Annotated in this window: 20 protein-coding genes; 9 read left to right on the top strand and 11 right to left on the bottom strand. The window is 68.8% G+C overall.

Features of this window, described 5'->3' with window-relative positions; all coding sequences use genetic code 11:
* Positions 1-25: 25 nt before the first annotated feature.
* Positions 26-1333, bottom strand: coding sequence for an MFS transporter (locus HWX87_RS03640; RefSeq protein ID WP_176045839.1), 1308 nt, complete (start codon positions 1331-1333; stop codon positions 26-28).
* A gap of 534 nt (positions 1334-1867) precedes the next feature.
* Between HWX87_RS03640 and HWX87_RS03635 the strand changes: the two genes are divergently transcribed.
* Positions 1868-2314, top strand: a complete 447-nt coding sequence (locus HWX87_RS03635) for a MarR family winged helix-turn-helix transcriptional regulator (protein WP_176045838.1) — start codon at positions 1868-1870, stop codon at positions 2312-2314.
* Positions 2315-2337: 23 nt separating this feature from the next.
* On the opposite strand, the gene HWX87_RS03630 is transcribed toward HWX87_RS03635, so the two are convergent.
* The 5 genes from HWX87_RS03630 to HWX87_RS03610 all read right to left on the bottom strand — a co-directional run bounded on the left by HWX87_RS03630 (position 2338) and on the right by HWX87_RS03610 (position 8145).
* Positions 2338-4623, bottom strand: coding sequence for a molybdopterin cofactor-binding domain-containing protein (locus HWX87_RS03630; RefSeq protein WP_176045837.1), 2286 nt, complete (start codon positions 4621-4623; stop codon positions 2338-2340).
* A 149-nt stretch (positions 4624-4772) separates the two neighbouring features.
* Positions 4773-5426, bottom strand: coding sequence for an isochorismatase family protein (locus HWX87_RS03625; RefSeq protein WP_176045836.1), 654 nt, complete (start codon positions 5424-5426; stop codon positions 4773-4775).
* A gap of 19 nt (positions 5427-5445) precedes the next feature.
* Positions 5446-6486, bottom strand: coding sequence for a 2,5-dihydroxypyridine 5,6-dioxygenase (locus HWX87_RS03620; RefSeq protein WP_176045835.1), 1041 nt, complete (start codon positions 6484-6486; stop codon positions 5446-5448).
* Positions 6487-6534: 48 nt separating this feature from the next.
* On the bottom strand, positions 6535-7365 hold the full coding sequence (locus HWX87_RS03615; protein ID WP_176045834.1) for an alpha/beta hydrolase: 831 nt from the start codon (positions 7363-7365) through the stop codon (positions 6535-6537).
* 27 nt (positions 7366-7392) lie between these two features.
* Positions 7393-8145 carry an Asp/Glu racemase gene (locus HWX87_RS03610; RefSeq protein WP_006483547.1) on the bottom strand — a complete coding sequence of 251 codons (753 nt, stop codon included), beginning with the start codon at positions 8143-8145 and terminating at the stop codon, positions 7393-7395.
* A gap of 298 nt (positions 8146-8443) precedes the next feature.
* Here HWX87_RS03610 and HWX87_RS03605 point away from each other — a divergent pair, with 298 nt between their 5' ends.
* The 4 genes from HWX87_RS03605 to HWX87_RS03590 all read left to right on the top strand — a co-directional run bounded on the left by HWX87_RS03605 (position 8444) and on the right by HWX87_RS03590 (position 13217).
* On the top strand, positions 8444-9601 hold the full coding sequence (locus HWX87_RS03605) for an FAD-dependent monooxygenase (RefSeq protein ID WP_176045832.1): 1158 nt from the start codon (positions 8444-8446) through the stop codon (positions 9599-9601).
* A 172-nt stretch (positions 9602-9773) separates the two neighbouring features.
* Positions 9774-10277, top strand: a complete 504-nt coding sequence (locus HWX87_RS03600; RefSeq protein WP_176045830.1) for a (2Fe-2S)-binding protein — start codon at positions 9774-9776, stop codon at positions 10275-10277.
* Entirely contained in the window at positions 10267-12660 is a 2394-nt protein-coding gene (locus HWX87_RS03595; protein ID WP_176045828.1) for a c-type cytochrome, read from the top strand. The genes HWX87_RS03600 and HWX87_RS03595 overlap by 11 nt, the downstream gene beginning before the upstream one ends.
* A 224-nt stretch (positions 12661-12884) precedes the next feature.
* A complete protein-coding gene (locus HWX87_RS03590) occupies positions 12885-13217 on the top strand; it encodes a hypothetical protein (RefSeq protein WP_176045826.1) in 333 nt (110 codons plus the stop codon).
* A gap of 120 nt (positions 13218-13337) precedes the next feature.
* On the opposite strand, the gene mmsB is transcribed toward HWX87_RS03590, so the two are convergent.
* The 3 genes from mmsB to HWX87_RS03575 all read right to left on the bottom strand — a co-directional run bounded on the left by mmsB (position 13338) and on the right by HWX87_RS03575 (position 17206).
* On the bottom strand, positions 13338-14228 hold the full coding sequence (gene mmsB, locus HWX87_RS03585) for a 3-hydroxyisobutyrate dehydrogenase (protein WP_176045824.1): 891 nt from the start codon (positions 14226-14228) through the stop codon (positions 13338-13340).
* Between the two features lie 16 nt (positions 14229-14244).
* Positions 14245-15771 (bottom strand): CoA-acylating methylmalonate-semialdehyde dehydrogenase, encoded by a 1527-nt coding sequence (locus HWX87_RS03580; RefSeq protein WP_176045822.1) that lies wholly within the window; start codon positions 15769-15771, stop codon positions 14245-14247.
* 115 nt (positions 15772-15886) lie between these two features.
* Positions 15887-17206, bottom strand: a complete 1320-nt coding sequence (locus HWX87_RS03575; RefSeq protein WP_176045820.1) for an MFS transporter — start codon at positions 17204-17206, stop codon at positions 15887-15889.
* A 158-nt stretch (positions 17207-17364) separates the two neighbouring features.
* Between HWX87_RS03575 and HWX87_RS03570 the strand changes: the two genes are divergently transcribed.
* The 3 genes from HWX87_RS03570 (at position 17365) to HWX87_RS03560 (ending at position 19772) form a co-directional block, all read left to right on the top strand.
* The gene (locus HWX87_RS03570; protein WP_176045818.1) at positions 17365-18324 is read left to right on the top strand and encodes a LysR family transcriptional regulator; all 960 of its coding nucleotides are present in this window, start codon (positions 17365-17367) and stop codon (positions 18322-18324) included.
* Positions 18325-18423: 99 nt separating this feature from the next.
* A complete protein-coding gene (locus tag HWX87_RS03565) occupies positions 18424-19215 on the top strand; it encodes a uracil permease (RefSeq protein WP_176045816.1) in 792 nt (263 codons plus the stop codon).
* Between the two features lie 59 nt (positions 19216-19274).
* On the top strand, positions 19275-19772 hold the full coding sequence (locus HWX87_RS03560; RefSeq protein ID WP_176045814.1) for an SRPBCC family protein: 498 nt from the start codon (positions 19275-19277) through the stop codon (positions 19770-19772).
* A 58-nt stretch (positions 19773-19830) separates the two neighbouring features.
* Here the strand turns inward: HWX87_RS03560 and HWX87_RS03555 are convergent, their stop codons facing one another.
* Together HWX87_RS03555 and HWX87_RS03550 are read right to left on the bottom strand one after the other, a co-directional pair.
* Positions 19831-20553, bottom strand: a complete 723-nt coding sequence (locus HWX87_RS03555; protein WP_176045812.1) for a haloacid dehalogenase type II — start codon at positions 20551-20553, stop codon at positions 19831-19833.
* A gap of 206 nt (positions 20554-20759) precedes the next feature.
* On the bottom strand, positions 20760-21398 hold the full coding sequence (locus HWX87_RS03550; protein WP_176045804.1) for a hydrolase: 639 nt from the start codon (positions 21396-21398) through the stop codon (positions 20760-20762).
* A 198-nt stretch (positions 21399-21596) separates the two neighbouring features.
* On the opposite strand from HWX87_RS03550, the gene HWX87_RS03545 reads away from it, so the two are divergent.
* A complete protein-coding gene (locus tag HWX87_RS03545) occupies positions 21597-22490 on the top strand; it encodes a LysR substrate-binding domain-containing protein (protein WP_176045802.1) in 894 nt (297 codons plus the stop codon).
* Position 22491: the final 1 nt, after the last annotated feature.

Genomic DNA, 22491 nt, shown 5'->3' with positions numbered 1-22491 from the left:
AGCGTCGCGCGTGCGCCGCGATGGGTCAGCGGTTCACGAGCCTGGCCGGATACGCGAGCGCGAGTGCGCAGCCGACCACCATGCACGCGGCAAAGCCATACAGTCCCGCGCTTTGCGAATGGAACGTGTCGCGCAGCCAGCCGATGAAGTAGGTGCTGCCGAACCCGCCGAGGTTGGCGATCGAGCACGCGAACGCGATCCCGCCGGCGGCGGCCGAGCCCTTCAGGAACGTCGAAGGCAGTGCCCAGACGACCGGCATCGCGGCGGCCGCGCCTGCATTGATCAGCGAGAACAGCAATATCGTCCCGAGCGTGCCGTGCGACGACGAAGCCGCGACTGCCAGCGCGACGGCCGACACCATGAACGGTACGACGATATGCCAGCGGCGCTCACGCGCGCGATCGGAACTTGCGCCGCAGTACAGCGTGGCGAGGACGGCGGCGGCATTCGGGATCACCATCAGCCAGCCGATGTGATACGCGTCCTTCACGCCGGTGTCGCGCAGGATCGTCGGCAGCCAGAAACTCACCGCATACAGGCCGAGCAGCACGCACAGGTCGATCAGGCCGAGCGCCCACACCTTCGGATCGGTGAACGCCTTGCCGAGCGCGTGGCTCTTGTTGCCGGACGGATCGGCGTCGAGATTCGCGCGCAGCGCACGCTTCTCGTCGGCGTTCAGCCATTGCGCGGATTCGATGCTGTTGGGCAGCCAGCGCAGCACGGCGAAGCCGAGCAGCACCGACGGCAGCGCTTCGAGCAGGAACAGCCACTGCCAGCCGCCGAGCCCGTGCGCGCCGTCGAACGCGCGCATGATCCAGCCGGAGATCGGGCTGCCGATCATGCTCGACAGCGGCAGCCCGACCATGAACAGCGCGACGATCCGCGCGCGGCGCGCATCGGGATACCACTGCGTCAGGTACAGCAGCACGCCCGGCAGGAAGCCGGCCTCGGCGGCGCCGAGCAGGAAGCGCACGACGTAGAACTGCATCGGCGTATGCACGAACATCGTCGCACCCGACAGCAGGCCCCACGTGATCATGATCCGCGCGATCCACAGCTTCGCGCCGACGCGTTGCAGCACCAGGTTGCTCGGGACTTCGAACAGGATGTAACCGCCGAAGAACAGGCCGGCGCCGAGGCCGTACACGGTATCGCTGAACTTCAGCGCGTCGAGCATCTGGAGTTTCGCGAGACCGATGTTGATGCGGTCGAGATAGGCCGCGAAGTAGCACAGGCAGAAGAGGGTGATGAGGCGCAGCGTGACCTTGCGATAGAGAGTGCCGTGCAACGCGTCGTCGGGGGAAACGGCGGCGCTCGGGTGTGCGGTAGACATGGGACTGCCCCTGTTCGAGTGTGACGGATGAATGGGTAGCTCGATCGACGCGAGCGGAGGTTCCGCTGCGCACTGGAGTCTGTATATCACGGCAATTAAATAGCGTACACACTAGAAAATACCGAATCTCACAGGCATGAAACCAGCCGTCTTCAGGCAAGCGTTTGCGCGACAAAAGCCGCGCTTATGAAGGGGTTTTTGACGATGTGGAGTGAACGTTGAAAAGATCGGTCCGGTACGGATGCGTGCACGAAATTCGTGCGTATGCGCTCAAAAAAGAAGTGTATGCACGAAAGCCCGCCGCAGTGCGCGCATGCGCACGCGGCAGCCGTTGCAAACGCCCGCGGCTGGCCGTTGCGCGAGCGCCGTCATCAGGCGATCCGCAATCGTCGGATGATCGTCGGATGTGACTGGCACGCGATACCGCGGATCCTGATGCACCGCAATGACGCAGCCATTCGCCCGCCGATCGCGCCGATTTGAGGGTGTACACTGCTTGTCTTTCATTTACACGCGGCGCGGAGCCGCACTTTCATGGCGTCTTCCAAGGATTCCTACGACTTTCACGACCAGGTCGGGCACCTGCTGCGCCGCGCGTATCAGCGGCACGTGTCGATCTTTCAGGAAGCGATCCCCGATTCGGACCTCACGGCTGCGCAGTTCGTGACGCTGTGCGCGGTCAAGGAGCGGCAGGCGTGCTCGCTGAACGACATCGTCAAGGCGACCGCGATCGACCAGGCGACGATCCGCGGTGTTGTCGAGCGCCTGAAGGCGCGCGCGCTGATCGAGGTGCTGCCCGACCCGAACGACGGCCGCAAGCTGATCGTGCGCGCAACCGCGCCCGGCCTTGCGCTGATCGACCGCACGGTGCCGTTCGCGCGGCAGGTGACGGAGCGCACGTATGGTGCGCTCAATCCGGGCGAGCGCGTCGCGCTGCAGTTCCTGCTGCGCAAGATGATGGAAGAAGACGGCGACGCGTGACGCGCCGGCGGCGCGGGCCCGGCTTACGCCGCGCCCGCCGTGACGGATGCGCCGGCCTCGTCGGCGTGCATCAGCCGGCCGGCCTCGCGTAACGCGGCGCGCACCGTTTCGGGCGTAAACGGCGGCGCGTAGAACCGCACGCCGGTGGCATCGAACAGCGCGTTCGCAACCGCGGCCGGGCCCGGCACCGAGGCCGATTCGCCGGCACCGAGCGGCGGTTCGCCTTGCCTCGGCATCAAGACCACATCGACGTCCGGGACCTCCGCGAACGTCAGGATCGGATAGCTGGCCCATTCGCGCGACGCGACCTTGCCGTCCGCGAACCGCACGCGCTCCTTCAGCGTACGGCTCAATACCTGGATCACGTTGCCGTGGATCTGGTGGCGCACGCCATCCGGGTTGATCATCGTGCCCGTGTCCTGGCCGACCGTCACGCGTTCGATGCGGATTTCGCCCGATACGCGGTCGACGCTCAGGTCGACGATCCACGCCGACCACGCCGCGCCGAATCCGGGGAAGCGGCTGTGCACGTAGCGTGCATAGGCAATGCCGCGGCCGCGCACGAGCCGCGATCCGTCGTGTTCGCGAGGCGGACGTTGTGCGCGCGGCGTCCAGCCCGCGCGGTCGGCCACGGCCTGCAGCAGTTCCGCCGCGCGCGTGTCCTGCAGATGGCGCAGCCGGAACGCGAGCGGATCGACGCCCGTCAGCGCCGCGCATTCGTCGGCGAACGCGTCGTGCGCGAACGAATTCGGCAACGCCGACACGCCGCGCAGCCAGGACGCGCGCACGAGCGGAGCAAGATCCTCGCAGACGAAGCGGCGATGCGGGCTCACATAAGGCGACACGGCTGTGCGGTCGCCCATCTCGAACACGCGCGGCTCGGGCGCGATCGCGCCGGTCAGCAGCGCCGCGAGCAGCGGCGCATCGTTCGACGGATAACGCGTCGTGAAGTCATAGCCGAGCAGGCGGCCGTCGCGCGTGACGGTGCCGGTTACCTGCATCAGCTGGCCCGTGCCTTTCGGTTCCCACAGATGCTCGTCCGCGCGCGACAACTGCACGCGCACCGGGCGGCCGACCGCGCGCGACAGCAGCAGCGCGTCGCCGCACACGTCGTCCGCGCCGTTGCGGCCGTAGCAGCCGGCCGCTTCCATCCGCACGACGTCGACATCGGCTTCGTCGCGCGCGACGAGCGTCGCGAGGTCGCAGCGCAGCGACACGGGGTTCTGCGTGCCGGACCACACGGTGATTCGCCCGTCGCCCGGCGCGCGGTAGTCGGCGAGCGCGCAGGACGGGCCGATCGAGCCGTGCATCTGGAACGGCCACGCGTAGGTGCGCGACAGCGTGATGGTGTCGGGCTGCTTGCGTGTGGCGTCGACGTCGCCTTCGTCGAGCAGTACGCGGCGCCTGGCCGGCGCGGCGGCGATCGCGGCGGCCGGTTCGTCGAGCGGCGGCAGCGCGGGATGCGGGCGCCACGTCACGCGCAGCTGGCGCGCCGCGCGGATCGCGTGTTCCTCGCGCTCGGCGACGACGCCGACGAAATCGCCGAGCGCGACGACGGCCACGAGCCCCGGCACATCGGCCACCGACGCGCGATCGACGTCGACGAGCGACGTGCCGACGAATGCGCCGCTGTCGTGGCCCGCATACGGCGGCCGCACGACGCGGCCGTGCAGCATGCCCGGCACGCGCATGTCGTGCACGAACGTGAGCTGGCCGGTCGCCTTCGCGGGCAGGTCGACGCGCGGCGATGACCGGCCGACGATCCGGTAGTGCGCGGGGTCCTTCGTGCGGGTGTTCAGGTCGAGCGTCAGCGCGATCCGGTGCGCGGCGACGAGCGCGGCGAACGTTGCCGTTTGCCCGTTCGCCGAGATCGTCGCATCGTTGATTTGCAGTTGCGCCGCGTCGACACCGAAGTGTTCGGCCGCGAGCGCCAGCAGCGCGTGACGCGCCTGCGCGGCCGCGCAGCGCAGCGGCGTCGCGGAAATCTGGATCGTCGCGCTCGCGATGGTCGGGCCCTGGTTCGGTGTCGCGGCCGTGTCGCCGAGCACCATCGTCACGCGCGTGGCCGGCACGTCGAGCTCCTCGGCGACGATCTGCGCGAGCGACGTGCGGATGCCGGTGCCGAGATCGACGTGACCGTTGAACGCGAGGATGCGGCCGTCGTCGAGAATCGCGACGAAGACTTCCGGCAGCGCCGGCACATAGGACGACAGGCTGCCCGGCTGGCCGGGCGCCGGTTTGACGGGCGGCGCGGGCGGCCGGATGACGGTCAGGCAGCCGTTGCGCGCGAGCAGTTCGGAGCGGTTCACGGGGGAGAGGTCCTGTCGGGAGCGGCGCGGCCGGCGGTTGGCGGCGTCGGGGCGCGTTCGGGCGGCGGCGCGCGTGCAGCCAATCTAGGCCGCCAAAAGCGCAGCGTCAATCGCGGGCGACGCATGCGCCGCCCGCGAGCCGTCGCGACTCAGCGCGCGCGGGCCTGCACGGCATCGATCGCCGCGATCGCATCGTCGAGCGGCATCACGGCCGCATATTTCTGCTGCATGTCGAACAGGTTCGCGTCGTGCGGCGCGATCGCGCGATCGCCGACGCAATCGGCGAGCACGAGCGGGCGGAACCCGTGCGACATCGCGTCGACGACGCTCGCGCGCACGCAGCCGCTCGTCACGGCACCGGCGACGAGCAGCGTCTGCACCGCGCGCTGCGCGAGCCACGGCGCCAGCTGCGTGCCGAAGAACGCCGACGGCACGGTCTTGCGCACGACGAGTTCGCCATGCGCGGGCGTGAGTTCGGGCACGATCGCGCTGTTCGGATGGTGCTCGGTCAGCGTCGCCATGCCGGGCACCTTCAGCGAGAACACGTTGTCGTCGCTGCCGTCGTCCGCATACACGATGCGGCTGTGCGCGACGGGCCAGCCGCGTTCGCGCGCCAGCGCGAGCGCACGCGTCGTGCGCGCGATCGCCGGCGCGATGTTGCCGCCGCCGAACGTCGCGGGATCGGCGAAGCCGACCACGAAATCGACGATCAGCAGGCCGATGTTGCCGTGCGGCGGCAGCGGCGTGCCGAAACCCTGCTGGCGATACACGTTCGCTTCGGCGTGACGGGAAAGATCGTTCATGGTGTCGGGTGCTCGTCGGTCAGGCGGGTTGGTCGGTCACGCGGCCGTCGCGCACGACGGTTTCGCCGTCGAGTTCGACGGTGCAGCGGCGCAGCGGGATGTCGATGTGGCAGGTGGTCGTGCGGTTGCCGCCGCCTTCGTTGTTCGGGCCGAGCGAGAACAGGAAGTTGCCCTCGAATGCGCGCGCATCCATCCCGATCGTCGCCTCGCGGTCGTACAGCCCGAGCGTCGACCAGCGCGCGCGCGGCTGCAGCCCCCAGCCGATATGCGAGATCGCATAGCCTTCGGGGTCGGCGAAGGTCTCCATGTAGTCGCGCAGCAGGTCGGCGTCGACGCCGCCTTCGATGCGCGTCGCGTAACCGCCTTCGACGGTCAGTGCGATCGGCTCGCTCACGTAGTGTTTCTGCGGCAGCAGGATGTCGCCGCGATCGATCACGATCGTGCCGCGTGCGGTGCGGTCGTTCGGGTAGGTCAGCGCGAAGCCGCTCGGCCAGTGGTCCCAGCGGCCCGGTGCGTCGACGAAGCCGTACTCGGCGGTCGGCGGGAATTCGCCGAGCGGGCACACGAGCGCGGTGCCGGCCGCCGAGGTCACGCGCATCTCGCGGGCGGCGGCGATCTGCTTCGCGGCGGCGAGCACGCGCGTGCGGTCGGCCAGCGTCGGCACCATCCGCACGAGCACTTCGGGCGGCTCGACCGCGAGCAGGATCTTCGTGCCCGACTTCAGGATGTCGTGCTGTTCGGGCGAGAACAGCAGCGTCATCAGGTCGAGCACGAGGTCGCTCTCGCGCAGCGCGGCGATCGCGGCCCGGTTGCCGGTCAACGGCGTCGTGCCGAGATACGCGAGCGGGTCGCGGCTGAATGCCTTGTCGCCGTTCACCGGCGGCAGGTCGAGCCGGTTGACGATCGCGCCCATCGATTGCGTCGCGATCAGCGCGCACGACAGTGTCTGCGGGTGGGTGGCCGCGCTCGTCAGGATCGTGACGGTCTGGCCCGGTTCGAGGCGCGACAGCGTGAGCACCTGCTTCCACGCGTCGATCAGTTGGGTATCGCTGACTGGCATCGTCGGCTCCGGTAATGGCGTGAAGGAAAAGGGGCGGGCGCCGCGCGATCAGGCCGCGAGCGGCGCGCCGAGGAAGTCGCCGAACGCCGCGTAGAAACCCGCCGCGTTGTCCCACGGAATCATGTGGCCGGCGTCGGGCACGCGCACGTGCCGCATCGACGGCGTCGCGCGCTGCAGCTCGGCGACATCGTCGTCGCGCACCACGTCGCCGCGCTCGGCCGTGATCAGCAGCGACGGCACGGCCAATTGCGCGGCATCCGCGTGGAAATCGTCGGTATGAAAGCCTTCGTACGTCGCGCGCACCGCGCGCTCGTCGCACGTATGCAGCCATTCGGCGCGCAACTGCAGCTCCGCATCGGTCCAGGTCGGGCAGAACGCGCGCATGCCTTCGGCGTCGGTGCCCGCCCGTGCGAGCGCCATCGAATCGATGTACCACGGCAGCTTGCCCGGATAGTCGCGGCGGTTCGGGCCCGATACGGGCGGGTCGACGAGCACGACGGATTCGAGCCCGCGGATACCGCGCCGGGCCGCGCGCGCGGCGATCCGCGCACCCATCGAATGGCCGACGAGGCTCGTGCGCGGCAGGCCGAGCGCCGCGACGAGCGCCGCGATGTCGTCCGCCTGCGCATCGAGGCTGTAGTCGAGCGACGGCGACGCGTCGGACAGCCCGCGGCCGCGCACGTCGAGCACGTAGGTGTCGAACGCCGCGCCGAACACTTCGCCGACGAAGCCCCACGTGATCGCGGGGCTCGTGATGCCGGGAATCAGCACGATCGCCGGGCGCGACGCGCGCGCGCCGGTCGCGCCGCCATAGCGCAGGTAGTGCTGGCGGATGCCGTTCGCGCGGATGTTCGCGCCGGTCAGGAAAGTCGAGGACATGAAGGGGCTCCGTCGGAAAGGCCGCGCTCAGTACGCGCCGGACAGCAGTGCGCCGGCGCCGGGCACGACAGGCTCGAGATCGAGCTCGCGCAGCATTGCGTAGGTGGTCGCGATCGCGGCGGTGATCACCGGCTTGCCCGTCATCGCCTCGACCTTCGCGACGGCCGGCAGCGACGGCATCTGCACGCACGCGGACAGCACGATCGCATCGGCGTCCTGGTACGGCAGCGTCTTCACGATGTCGGGCAGGCGCGCCGGATCGTGGCGGCCGACGTCGAGGTTGTCGGGAATCTCCAGCGCGCGGTAGGCGAGTACGTCGAAGCCTTCGTTGCGGATGTAGTCGACCACGAGCTCGGTGAGCGGCAGCATGTACGGCGCGACGACGACGATGCGCTTCGCGCCGATCACCTTCAGCGCATCGACGAGCGCGCCCGCGCTCGTCAGCACGGGCGCTTGCGCGCCGTTGTCGGCCGTGTGCTTCGTGAGGCGCGCCTGCGACACGCGGTGGTAGCCGTGGCCCATCGCCATGATCGCGACGAGGCATGCGTAGCCGAGCACGTCGACGCGCGCATCGCTCAGTTCCACCGCGCAGCGGTCGGATTCGGCATCCATCGCCGCGAGTTCTTCCTTGACGACCTTCTTCATCCGCATCCGGCTCGAGTGATACGTGAAGCGCTCGGGACGGATCGCTTCGCGCAACCGCAGCATCGCTGGGATCTCGGTTTCCATCGTCGTGTTGGAACTCGGCACGATCTGGCCGATGCGGTAGGTCTTGCTCATGACGGGAGGCTCCGTGTCGGTAAGGGTGGGGCGGCACGCAGGTGCGGGATCGCCGGATGTCGAGCAAAGTCTAGTGTGTACATTTGAAAATGGCAATGGATCAAAATGATGCCGGATGTTGATTGGTTGTTTATGGTGGCCGATATTCGAGTAATTATTGGTGTTTTCCCGAATGTCGCGGTAACGCTCAACAATCCCCTTGTCCTGAATAAATTGAGTGTGTACGCTACATAAACGCCATTCAATCCGCCCGTATCCGTGCCGCGTTCGGCAGCGGGCCCACGATCAGGAGATCCGCATGAGCAAACCCCGTATCGCAATCATCGGCGCCGGTCTCGGCGGCACGGCCGCGGCTGCGCTGCTGCAGCGCGGCGGCTACGACGTCGCGCTGTACGAGCAGGCGCCCGCGTTTTCGCGCCTGGGCGCGGGCATCCATCTCGGCCCGAACGTGATGAAGATCATGCGGCGCATCGGCTGCGAGGCTGCGCTGGAGACGATGGGTTCGCATCCGGATTTCTGGTACAGCCGCGACTGGCGGACGGCCGACGTGCTGTCGCAGATTCCGCTCGGCGATTACGCGCGCAAGACCTACGGCGCGAGCTACCTGACCGTGCATCGCGGCGATTTCCATGCCTTGATGACGCAGGCAGTGACGCCCGGCACGATCCGCTTCGGCAAGCGGCTCGCGGCGGTCGAGGACACCGGCGACGCGGTGCGCCTGACGTTTGCCGACGGCAGCGTCGAGACGGCCGACATCGTGATCGGCGCGGACGGCGTGAATTCGCGGATCCGCGAGCACCTGCTCGGCGCGGAGCCGCCGCGCTACACGGGCTATGTCGCGCACCGCGCGGTGTTCCCGGCGTCGCTGCTCGGCAACAAGTCGTACGACATGTGCGTGAAGTGGTGGTCGGAGGATCGCCACATGATGGTCTACTACGTGACCGAGAAGCGCGACGAGTATTACTACGTGACAGGCGTGCCGCAGGCCGAGTGGCCGGAGGGCGTGTCGATGGTCGACAGCAGCCGCGACGAGATGCGCGAGGCGTTCGCGGGTTTTCACGCCGACATCCAGCATCTGATCGACGTTTCGCCGTCGATCACCAAGTGGCCGCTGCTCGAGCGCGATCCGCTGCCGTTGTGGAGCCGCGGCCGTCTCGTGCTGCTCGGCGACGCGTGCCATCCGATGAAGCCGCACATGGCGCAGGGCGCGGCGATGGCGATCGAGGATGCGGCCATGCTCGCGCGCTGTCTCGACGAAGTCGGCGTCGGCGACCATGCGGGCGCGTTCGCGCTGTACGAGGCGAACCGCGCGGCACGCGCGTCGAAGGTGCAGCTCGTGTCGCACAACAACACCTGGCTGCGCACCAACGAGGATCCGTCGTGGGTGTTCGGCTACGACGTGTTCGACGTCCCGCTCGAGGCGCCGTCGCGCAGCAACGAGGCGGCCGCGGCCTGACGCGTTCGCGGTGCCCGCGCCGGTCGCCATTTCGCCGTCGCGGGGATCGATGCGCGCGGATACGCACGCATTTCGGCGTGTTATATGTCAGGCGCGCGCCGGCGGGTGCCGGCCGGCGGCAGTGCCCGCCGCCGGCCGTCCGCGCGCCGCACTCCGCATTCCGGATCCATTCATGTCCCATCCCGCATCTGAGTCGCGGCCGCTGACGTTTCGCGTGAACGGCACGCCGCACACCTTCGACGAGGCCGCGCCCGACGCGCCGCTGCTGCTGGTCCTGCGCAACGACTGCGCGCTCAACGGCCCGAAATACGGCTGCGGGCTCGGGCAGTGCGGTGCGTGCACGGTGCTCGTCGACGGGCAGGCCACGCGTTCGTGCGTCGTCCCGGCCGCCGCCGCGAACGGGCGCGACGTCACGACGCTCGAAGGGCTCGGGTCGCGCGACGCGCCGCATCCGATCCAGCGCGCATTCGTCGACGAGCAGGCCGCGCAATGCGGTTATTGCCTGAACGGGATGATCATGAGCACGAAGGCGCTGCTCGACCGCAACCCCGCGCCGGACGACGCGGCGATCCGCGACGCGTTGCGCTTCAACCTGTGTCGCTGCGGCACGCATCTGGAGATCATCCGTGCGGTGCAGCGCGCCGCACGCTATCTGCGAGGCGGCGATGAAGCATGACGCGAGCCTGCCCGCGCAGCCGGAGCGCGTTGCGGCGCCCGACACGCGCGATGAAACGGCCGCCGACGCATCGCACGCGCACCGTGCGCGTTACGAATGGCCGCTCGGCGACGCGCGCGCGCAGGCGTCGTTCGATATCGAAACGCGGACCGCACCCGATGGGCGGATGATGGCCTGGCGCTATCGCGCGCAGGCGGCGGGCACAGGCACGCACGATTCTCGCGGGGCTGAAGGGGCGCGAGCGGAACCGGGCCAGGTGTCGCCGTTCGTCTACCGGCACGCGCGGACGTCGATCGAGCTGGCCGATGCCGACGGCACGATTCCCGGTCTCGCGCACGCATTTGCCCGCGAATCCTTCGTCGACGAACTCGCCAGCGCGTTGCAACGCGACCCGGTCGCGCTGCGGCTGCAGCACCTCGATGTCGCGAAGGATGCGGGACCGCGCGAGACCATCCGGATGGTCAGCGAACGCGCCGCATGGGGGGCGCCGGTCGAGTCCCGTGCGAATGCGCGTTCGCGGGTCAGCGGTCGCGGCTTCGCATTCGATGGCGCGCCCGCAGCCGAAGCGGGCGATGCGCACGATGACGGCGACCCGCGCTGGTCCGCGTGGGTCGTCGATCTCGATGTCGACCGCGCGACGGGCGACGTCGCGGTGCGGCGCGTCGTGGCCGGGCAGGGCGCAGGCGAGCCGGGCCACGCGTCGATGGCCGGCTTGCCCGCATGGCAGATCGAGGCCGCGATTTCGCGCGTGATGGGGGCGCGGCTGTCCGCGCGGCCCGCGCACGACGAAACCGGTGTCGACACGCAACCGGACGCGATCGCATTCGAGCTGGCCGCATCCGATACAGCGGCGCACCACGCGCACGGCGAGTTGTCCGTGCACGATGCGCGCCGGATCGAGCAGGCGGCGGCGCCGGCCGCGGCGGCGATCGCGAACGCGCTGTACGACGCGACGGGCGTGCGTTTTCGTGCACCGCCGTTCGATGCCGCACACATTCGCGCGGCGCTTGCGCAACCGGTGCGGATCGATGCCGGCGACGGACTGCATGCGGCCCCGCGCCGCGCATCGCGCTGGCGCCGCTGGCTGGCCGGCGGCGGCGCGGGCGGCGTGGTCGGCGGGCTGATCGGGCTTGCGTGCGCGATCCTGCCGGGGCCCGCGACGATTGCGCCGATCGTGGCCGGCGGCGCGGACGGCGCGATGTGGAGCGCCGCGACGCTCGAACGCGGCCGCCAGGTCGCCCTCGCCGGCGATTGCGCGGTGTGCCACACGGCGCCCGGCGGCGCGACCAACGCGGGCGGCCTCGCGCTCGATACGCCGTTCGGCACGATCTACACGACGAACCTCACGCCCGATCCGGCAACCGGCATCGGCGCGTGGTCGTATCCGGCGTTCGCACGCGCGATGCGCGAAGGCATCTCGCGCGACGGCACGCACCTGTATCCGGCGTTCCCGTACACGGCGTTCGCGAAGCTGAGCGAGCCCGACCTGCTCGCGCTCTATGCGTACCTGATGTCGCAGCCGCCGGTGAAGCACGTGCCGCCGAAGACGAAACTGCCGTTCCCGCTCGACCAGCGGCGTCTCGTTGCGGGCTGGAACTGGCTGTATCACGACACGCGGCCGTTTGCGCCGGATCCGGCGCGCTCCGCGCAGTGGAATCGCGGCAAGTATCTGGTCGATGGCGCGGGGCACTGCGGCGCATGCCACACGCCGCGCAACGCACTCGGGGCGGAGAAGGGCGGCCTGGCCTACCTGTCGGGCGGCGAAGCGGAAGGATGGGTCGCGCCGCCGCTCGTCGCGTCGCCGGCTTCGCCCGTGCCGTGGACCGAAGGCGCGTTGTTCGACTACCTGCGCACGGGCTTTTCCGCGCAGCACGGCGTTGCGGCCGGGCCGATGGCGCCGGTCGTCGCGGGGCTCGCGGCGCTGCCCGAGTCCGACGTCCGGGCAGTCGCGCACTATCTGGCGTCGCTGTCGCCGCCTGTCGATGCCGCGGCCGCCGCGGCCGCGGCGATCCGCCAGGCGCGCGGCGCGGAATCCGTCGCGACGCTCGGCCTCGAGAACGGCCGCCGCGCGTTCGACGCGGCATGCGCGGTCTGTCATGCCGAGTCGGGCGGTGTCGGCCATTTCGGCGTGCGCCCGCTGATGGGGCTCAACACAAGCGTCAGCCAGTCGACGCCGGACAACCTGCTGCGCGTGCTGCATCACGGGATCGACCAGCCGGCCACCGGCGAACTCGGCTACATGCCGGGCTTCGGCGACGCGTTCGACGACCGCCAGATGGCCGAGCTGGCCGCCTACATCCGCGCGCGCTACGCGCCGGGACAGCCGGCGTGGCGAAACCTGGCGGAAGCGTCGGCGAGGATCCGGCAGGCGGGTGTGCATTGACCGTCGCGCGGGCCTGGGCGCCCGGAACGGCGTGCGGGCAGGGCGAAATGACCTGCCCGGCGAAAACGGTTGCCGGCGACGGCTGTAAATCTTGCCTGAACCGGCCATCGTTTAACCATTCGAAACAATGTGTTCACTGAAAGGGGCATGATCTCCGGCGATCGAGCAGGCATACTGTCGCCTATGTTGCTCAATGCGCGCCGAACGGCGTGCGCTTGCCCCCCATGTCCATTCCAGTCTCTTATCGATCCCTGCGATGGTTGACCGTCGCGGCGGCTGCATGCTTGCTCGCCGCGTGTTCGACCGCTTCCGACGTGACCGCGACGTCGAACCCGAACGTGTACACCGTGACGACGCGCACGGTCGGCGTGTCGACGACGTGGGCCGACGCTCATACGAAGGCCATCGACGAAGCCACCAACTACTGCACGCAGCGCGGCATGCGCGCGAGCATGAAGACGGAATCGCTGACCGGCGGCAGCCGTGTCGACGCGCGCGCCGAACTCGCGTTCGAGTGCCATCCGACCTTCGAGACGGCATCGAACCCGCGCGGTTGAACGAACGGCGGCGTTGACGCGCCGTCGCCATCCGCGTTTTCCTTCCCCCGATGCAAACCGACCCGCGATGCCGTGCAGGCACATCGCGGGTCGGCGCACGTCCGGCGTCGGCGGCTCGGGTCAGGCCGGCTGCGCCTCGTACAGCTTGACGCATGCGGAGAAGTCGAGCGTGCCGAGCCCTTGCTGGCTCATCGACTGATAGAGCTGCTGCGCGAGTGCGCCCATCCACACCGGCTGGTGCGCGCTGCGTGCCGCTTCGGTCGCGAGCCCGAGATCCTTCAGCATCAGGTTCGCCGCGAAGCCGCCCGCATAGCCGCGCGCGGCCGGCGCCGCATCGCTCACGCCCGGATACGGGTTGTACGTGTCCGAGCTCCAGCAGCGGCCGGTCGACGTGTTGATGATGCCGGCCAGCACGGCCGGATCGATGCCGAGCGCGGCGCCGAGCGCCATCGCTTCCGACACGCCCATCATCGAGATCCCGAGCAGCAGGTTGTTGCAGATCTTCGCGATCTGCCCGGTGCCCGTGCCGCCGCAATGCACGACGTTTTTGCCCATGTCGAGCAGCACGGGGCGGATGTGCTCGAACAGCGCGGCGTCCGCGCCGACCATGAAGGTCAGCGTGCCGGCCTGCGCGCCGCCGGTGCCGCCCGACACGGGCGCGTCGGCGAGCGGGAAGCCGCGTTGTGCCGCTGCGTCGGCCACCGCGCGCACGGTGCCGGGATCGATCGTGCTGCAGTCGATCAGCGTCGTGCCCGCCCGCACGCCGGCCAGCACACCGTCGTCGCCGAGGTAGACCGCGCGCACGTGTTGCGCGGCCGGCAGCATCGTGATCACGACGGCGCCGTGTGCGGCGGCTTCGCGCGGCGAGCCGGCCGCCGTCGCGCCTGCGCGCACCGCGGCGTCGACCGCATGCGCGTCGAGGTCGAACACCGTCAGCGCGTGGCCGGCCTTGAGCAGGTTGGCGGCCATGGGGCCGCCCATGTTGCCGAGTCCGATGAATGCGATTTCCATGGTCGGGCTCCGTGGATCAGCGCAGCGCGATCGTCGTGTTCACGCCACCGGCCGTCGCGTCGTCATCGAACCAGCGTGCGGTGACCGTTTTCGTCTGCGTGTAGAACTGCACGACCTGCTTGCCGTACGGGCCGAGATCGCCGAGCTTCGAGCCGCGCGAGCCCGTGAAGCTGAAGTAGGGCACCGGCACCGGAATCGGGATGTTGATGCCGACCTGGCCGATGTCGATTTCGCTCTGGAACTTGCGTGCGGCCGCGCCGCTCTGCGTGAACAGGCCCACGCCGTTGCCCATCGGGTTGCGGTTGACGAGCGCGATCGCTTCATCGAGCGTGTCGGCTTCGAGCACGACCACCACCGGCCCGAAGATTTCTTCCGTATAGATCGACATGTCGGTCGTCACGCCCGAGAAGATCGTCGGGCCGACGAAGTTGCCACGCTCGTAGCCGGGCACCTTCACGTCGCGGCCGTCGAGTTCGAGCTTCGCGCCGGCCTTCACGCCTTCGTCGATCAGCGCGGTGATGCGTGCATGCGCGGCCTTCGACACGACGGGGCCGACATCGGTGCCCGGCTCGTGGCCCGCGTTGATCTTCAGCGCCTTCGCCTTCTCGACGAGCTCGGGCAGCCAGTCGCGCGCCTTGCCGACCAGCACGACGACCGAGGTCGCCATGCAGCGCTGGCCGGCCGCGCCGAAGCCCGCGCCGACGAGTGCGTTGATCGACTGCTCGCGGTGCGCATCGGGCAGGACGACCGCGTGGTTCTTCGCGCCCATCATCGACTGCACGCGCTTGCCGTGCTGGCTGCCGAGGTTGTACACGTGCGTGCCGACGCGCGTCGAGCCGACGAACGAGATCGCCTTGATGTCCGGATGCGTGCACAGGCGGTCGACCACCGTCTTGCCGCCATGCACGACGTTCAGCACGCCTTGCGGCACGCCGGCCTCGATCGCGAGTTCGACCAGTTGCATCGTCGACAGCGGATCCTGCTCCGACGGCTTCAGCACGAACGTGTTGCCGCACACGATCGCCATCGGGAACATCCACAGCGGAATCATGCCGGGGAAGTTGAACGGCGTGATGCCCGCGCATACGCCGATCGGCTGGCGCAGCGTGTAGGTATCGACGCCGCCCGCGACGTTCTCCGCGAATTCGCCCTGTTGCAGCGTGCCGATCGAGCACGCGTGCTCGACGACTTCGAGACCGCGGAAGATGTCGCCCTGCGCGTCGGGCAGCGTCTTGCCTTGCTCGGCCGTCAGCGTGTGCGCGATCCGTTCGAGATTGCGGCGCACGAGATCCTGGAACTTCAGCATGATGCGCAGCCGTGCGCCGATCGGCGTCGTCTTCCAGGTCTGGAACGCGCGCTGTGCGGACGCGATCGCGGCGTCGACCTCGTCGAGCGTCGCATACGGCACGCGGCCGATCGTTTCCTGCGTCGCGGGGTTGACGATGTCGCCCCATTCGGCGCTTTGCGATTCGACGAACGCGCCGTCGATCAGCAGCTTGGCGGTGGGCAGGGCGAGGGTGGTCTGGGGAACTGCGGCGTTCATGGAACTCTCCGGAAAACGATGTGACGACAAAAAAGGGGCCCCGTATCGGCCGCCACGCATGCGTGCACGGCGGGCAGCAGGACGAACTGAGATCGATCGGATGCCGGCGGCGCGCTCACGCGCGCGCCGGACGCATCAGTGCGGTACACACGAGCGCGAACACGCCGAAGCCGACGAGGTACGCGATCACGTAGTGCGGCTGGCCGCCGCCGGCCTTGAGCAGCGACGTCGCGATCATCGGCGCGAAGCCGCCGCCGATCACGCCGGCCAGCTGCACCGACAGCGAGATGCCGCTGTAGCGGATTTCCGCCGGGAACTGCTGCGCGAACAGCAGCGACTCCGGCGCATAGAGGATCGGGAACACGACGCCGAGGCCGAGCACGATCGCCCACCACGCGTACGACGTCTGCTGCGTGCCGAGCATCATGAAGAACGGCGCGGCGAACGCGCACATCAGCACGAGGCCGATCGCGAACATCCGGCGCTGGCCGATCTTGTCGCTCAGGTGGCCGCACAGCGGCATCGTGACGAGCGACAGCGCGGCGCCGGCCGTGATCGCGTGCAGCATCTCGGCCTTCGGCAGATGCAGTTGCTGCGTCGCATAGGCGAGCGCGAACGTGACGACCATGTAGAACCACGTGTTCTCGGCGGCGCGTGCGCCGACGATCGTCAGCACCTCGCGCGGATGGCGGCGCAGCGCGGCCGTCACCGGCGATTTCTCGGCCTTGCCCTGGCGCTGCATCTTCTCGAAGTCGGGCGATTCGGGCACCTTCGCGCGGATGAACCAGCCGAGGCCGACGAGCGCGATGCTCGCGAGGAACGGCACGCGCCAGCCCCACGACAGCATGTCGGCTTCCGGCAGCGCGGCGACCGCGGCCATCGCGACCGACGACAGGATCAGGCCGAGCCCGACGCCCGTCTGCGGCAGGCTGCCGAACAGCCCCTTGCGGCCCTTCGGCGCGTGTTCGACGGCCATCAGCACCGCGCCGCCCCATTCGCCGCCGACGGCCATCCCTTGCAGGAAGCGCATCGCGATCAGGAGCGCGGCGGCCCAGTAGCCGATGCTGTCGTACGACGGGATCAACCCGATGATCATGCTCGGCACCCCCATCAGCAGCAGCGTGATCATCAGCATCGACTTGCGGCCGATCCGGTCGCCGAAGTGGCCGAACACGATGCCGCCCATCGGCCGCCCGATGAAGCCGACCGCGAACGTGCCGAACGCGGCGAGCGTGCCGACGACGGGATCCAGCGACGGGAAGAAGATGCGGTTGAACACGAGCGCGGCGGCCGTGCCGTAGAGGAAGAAGTCGTACCACTCGATCGTGGTGCCGGCCATGCTGGCCCAGCCGGCCAGCAGGTGGTGCTTCGCGGTGCGCTCGGGCGCCGGCGCCGCGACTGTCGCATGCTCATCGAGGGTGGATCGCGTCTGCATGGTGTCTCCGTGGTGGGTGCCGCGGCTCGTGGTCCGCAGGTCACGGTCGAGTATAGTTATGCGCAGATTCATCATGTACCGATAAAGAAACCGGTTGGATGTGCATTTATGCATATCGACGGCCGGCCCGGAGACTCAAGCCCCTTTTTCCCTCGCCGATGCGACATGCCACCGAGCCGGTTTCCGGCAACCTGAACTGGGACGACCTGCGCTTTTTCCTCGAAGTCGCGCGCACGCAGCGCGCGAGCGGCGCCGCGAAGCGGCTGGGCGTCGACTACACGACCGTCGCTCGGCGCATCCGCGCGCTCGAGGCCGCGATGGGCACGCTGCTGTTCGACAAGTCGCGCTCCGGCGGCTTCACGCTGACGGCCGAGGGGCAGCGGCTCGTGGCCTATGCGGACGCAATGGAGACGACCGTGCAGTCCGCGTGCGACCAGGTCGCGAACACGGGCGCGGCGCTCTCGGGCCATGTGCGGATCGGGTCGACGGAGGGGTTCGGCTGCTTTTTCCTCGCGCCGCAGCTCGCGCAGTTTCGCGCCGAGCATCCGCACGTGACGGTCGACCTGCTGCCGGTGCCCCATTTCGTCAACCTGCCGAAGCGCGAGGCCGACCTCGCGATCACGCTCGAGCGGCCCGAGCGCGGGCCTTACGTGGTCACGAAGCTGTGCGATTACCAGTTGCGGCTCTACGCGACGCGCGACTATCTCGCGCGCCACGCGCCGATCACGTCCACGGACGATCTCGCGCAGCACACGTTCATCAGCTACGTCGACGATCTCGCGTTCAGCAACGAGCTGCTGTACCTGGACCGCGCGGTGCCGGGGGCGACGGCCGGGTTGCGCACGACGAGCGTGATCGCGCAGTATTTCGCTGCGCTGCAGGGCGGCGGGCTTGCGATCCTGCCGTGCTTCATGGCGGCGACGCAGCCGGCGCTGGTGCCCGTGCTGCCGAACGACGTGGTCGTCACGCGGTGTTTCTGGCTGACGTGCCGCGAGGATCTGCGCAAGCTGCGGCGCGTGACCGCGCTGTGGGATTACCTGCGCGCGGCGGCGGACGCGAATCGCGCGCTGCTGTCGGGCGAATCGGGGACGCTGCGCTTCGTCGGTGAGACGGAATAGCGGGGCGCGTGCTCGTCGAGGTGCGGGCGCTGGGGACGCGATCGACGCGGATGAAAACACGACCGGTGACGATCCGGTCGCTTATCGGGAGGAACGCAGATGGCTTTGACGCATGCGGGCAAGGTGTTCGTGGTCTGTGTGGTCGTATTCGGCGTGACCGCGTACTGGCTCGCATCGCGCATGGTGCGCCGCCAGACCGGCGGCAAGGGCAGGACCGGCGGCGCGGTCGCGTTCTGGTGGCTCGTGTGTTTTTGTCTCGTGTCGCTGTTTTTCCCGTTCGCGTACTGGATCGGCGACGAATTCTACGAGCTGGCGGTGTCGCCGAAATACGAGGCGACCGTCGTGTCCTACCAGTCCGAGTGGGACACCTGCGAGCAGCACGACAGCAGCGGGCGCACCGAGCGCTACCGGTGCATCAAGTACACGTCGATCCTGGAAGTCGTGATGCCGGATGGCAGGCGGGTCGTGCTGCCGGGCAACATTCGATCCGGCGGCGTGCCGGAGATCGGCGAGAAGATCGATGTCGTGTTGCCGGCCGGCGCCGCTCAGCTGCATGAACGCAGTGTGCGCAGTGTCGGCCTGCTGGCCGGTGGCGCGCTGATGGTCGCGATCATCGGATATTTCGTCTACCTGATCGCCGCGTACGGCGCGGGGAAGAACATCGACGGCGCGGCCCGCTTCGGCGTGGCCGCGGTGATGAACGGGCTCGTGCCGCTCGGCGCGCTGCTGATGGAAATCGGGTTGCTGAGCGTGCCTTACCGCTACTGGGCGCACGGGAACCCGGAACAATGGCCGATGTGGGTGCTGGCGCTTTGCATGCTGTTCGCGCTGGCGCTGCTGCCGTTGCTGCTGATCTATGCGCGGACCGCATGGCGCGCGGTGGTGAAGTGACGGAGGCGGTACGGCGGTTGTGCCATCATGTGCGCACCGGTACCCGCCAGGAGACGGTCGTGGAAATTCATTCGCAGTGGACGTTCGATTGCCGGCCCGAGCATGTCTGGCCGCATTTTCTCCATGCCCGGATGGACGACACGCGGCCGTTGCTGTTCCGTCTCGGCGTGCCGAAGCCGGTCAGCTGCCGCGTGCTCGAAGGCACGCCGGCCGTCGGCAACACGCGGCAGTGCACGACCGATCGCGGCACGATCGACCAGCGGATTCTCGTGCTCGACGAGCATCGCCGGCTGCGCTACCGGATGGTGGCGTCGACGGTCTGGTGCCGCGACTGGGTCGGCCTGCTGGAGGACGAATTCACGCTGACCCCCGTCGACGACGGCACGACACGCGTCGAGCGGCGCACCGTGTTCAGCGCGCGCGGTTTCTTCAAGCCGGTGCGGCAGATCGGCTTGTGGATCGCGCTGCTGCAGGCGCACCGGTATGCGGCCCGCAACTGGCGGCGTCTCGCGATGGCCGCGCAGGGGCAGGCGGGGGCGATGGCGCCGGCGCGCTAGGGCCTGGGCGCGTACTGGATGTGCCCGATTTCCACGCGCGCACCTCCGAACCCCGAATTCAACCCGGGCAGCCCAGCCGGTCCGCGAGTTCGTTCAGGTCCCTGACGTCGAAGTCCCACGCATCGTCGGCTTTCAGGTCGGTCGTCTGGCCGGGCCCGTGTTCGGTCGGCCGCAGCACGAACGCGGTCGACAGCCCTTGCCGGCGCGCGGCCGCGAGATCGCCGTTGTGCGCGGCGACCAGGCACAGCTCGGCCGGCGCGAGGCCGAGAATCTCGACGGTGTCGCTGTACACCTGTGGCGACGGCTTGTACGCGCGGACGACTTCCGCGCCGAGAATCGCGTCCCACGGCAGCCCCGCGCGTTTCGCGACGTCGACCATCAGCCGGATGTTGCCGTTCGACAGCGGCGCGATGATGAAGCGCCGCTTCAGCCGGTGCAGCGCGGCGACCGCGTCGGGCCACGGGTCGAGGCTGTGCCATGCGAGGTTGAGCGCGTCGATGTCCGCGTCGGGCACGTCGTCGATGCCGAAACGGTCGAGCGTGCGGACGAGGTTCTCGCGGTGCAGCACGTCGAGCCGCACGTAGCGGCGGCGTCCGCTGCGGATTTCTTCCATCGACGGCGAATATTCGGCGCGCCACGCATCGGCGAATTCGAACGGGTCGATCGCAGGCGCGTGGCGATCGAGGAACGCGGCGGCGCCGCGTGCGACACCGCTTCTCCAGTCGACGATCGTTCCGAAGACATCGAAAACGAGCGCCTTGATTTCGGCAGGGTTCGTCATGGTGATCCAGTGAAGGTCGTTCGATGAGGGCACACATCGCCGTGCCGCCGGATTGCGCGACGCCGGTTCGATCGACATTGAATCACGGATACGAAAACGCGGCCTGGCCGGCCGCGATGTCGCTCCGGTCATGCCGGAACGAAGGAGGGCGGAGACGGCGCGCGCCGACGGCCGGAAAACACCGGCCGCCGCGCGTGCCGAGCCGGTCAGCTCTTGTCGTACGAGAACTGGATGCCGGCCGTGCCGCCGGTTTCGATGAACAGGTCGATGAACGCGGGCACGGTCGCGCTGCGCGCCCAGTCGCGCTGCAATTCGCAGAACAGTTGCGCGACGCTGATCATCTGGCCGCCGGCCTGCTCGATGCGGCGCAGCGCGGCTTCGTGCGCGGCGACCGACGTGCCGCCGACCGCATCGACGACCACGTACACCTCGTAACCGGCCTTCAGCGCGTCGAGCGCCGGGAAGGTCAGGCACGCTTCGGTCCACAGCGCGGTCATGATCAGTTTCTTGCGGCCGGTCGCCTCGACGGCCTTGCGGAATTCGACGTCTTCCCACGAGTTGATGCTCGTGCGGTCGTAAGTCGGATAACCTTCGAGCGCCTTGCGCAGTTGCGGGATCGGCGGCTTGTTCAGGCCCGTCTTCACGTTCACGGTCGAGTGGACGATCGGCAGGCCGTACGCGACGGCCGCTTTCGACGCGCCGACGATGTTGTTGATCAGCAGTTGGCGATCCATCGACGCGATGGAGTTCACCTGGACCGGCTGGTAATCGATGACGATGAACGCCGCGTTCTGCGGGGTGAGCAGGTGGTCGTTCGCGGGGTCGCGAATCGGTTCGCTTGCCATGGTTGCCTCCAGTGACGGTGCGGGAAGTGACGGGGGAACTTCAAGCTTAGTGAATCGCCGGGTCGGCCGACGGAGCCGGCCGGAAAATATCCGGTCGCCGCGACACGCTCGATCCACGTTGAATCAGGATGCTATTCGTGCAACAACCGGCGTTCCAGTCCCTTAAAATGCCGTCAGTGTTCTATGGGTGGAACAATCATGGATGACCTGAACGACCTCTACTATTTCGTGAAGGTGGTCGAGCACGGCGGGTTCACGCAGGCGGGGCGCGCGCTGGATGTGCCGAAATCGACGCTGAGCCGGCGCATCGCGGCGCTGGAGGCGCGGTACGACGTGCGGCTGCTGCAACGCACGACGCGTCATTTCACGGTCACGGAAACCGGGCGCGAATTCTACGAGCGCTGCCTCGCCGTGCTGGTCGAGGCCGACGCCGCGCGCGAGGTGATCGAGCGGCGGAACGCCGAGCCGCGCGGCGTCGTCCGCGTCAGTTGCCCGACCGCGCTGCTCGAATACCGCGTGAGCGAACTGGTCGCGCGCTTCATGGCGATTCATCCGCAGGTGCAGGTGCATCTCGAGGCGACGAACCGCCGCGTCGACCTGCTGAGCGAAGGATTCGACCTCGCGCTGCGCGTGCGCTTCCCGCCGCTGGAGGACAGCGATCTCGTGATGCGCGTGCTTGCCGACAGCCCGCAGCGGCTGGTCGCGGCGCCGCAATGGCTGGACGGGCGAGGTGCGCTGTCGGATCCGGCCGAGCTGACCGGTGCGCCGAGTCTCGACTGGGGGCCGGCGCGGCATCATGTCTGGCAACTGGTGGGGCCGAACGGCGAGCACGCGCAGCTGCGCCACCATCCGCGCTTCGTGACCGACGACATGCACGCGCTGCGCGACGCGGCGATTCACGGCGTCGGCATCGTGCAGCTGCCGTGCATGGTCGTCGAGGACGACCTGCGCGACGGCACGCTGGTCGACGTGCTGCCCGGCTGGGCGCCGAAGGGCGGCGTGGTGCACGCGGTGTTTCCGTCGCGGCGCGGGCTGCTGCCGCGCGTGCGGCTGTTGATCGACTTCCTGGCCGAACACATCCGGAAGGATTGAC

It is taken from the genome of Burkholderia sp. BCC1644, assembly GCF_902833225.1.
Taxonomy (GTDB): domain Bacteria; phylum Pseudomonadota; class Gammaproteobacteria; order Burkholderiales; family Burkholderiaceae; genus Burkholderia.
The sequence above is the reverse complement of the archived record's forward strand: the minus strand, read 5'-3'. Positions and strand labels throughout refer to the sequence as shown.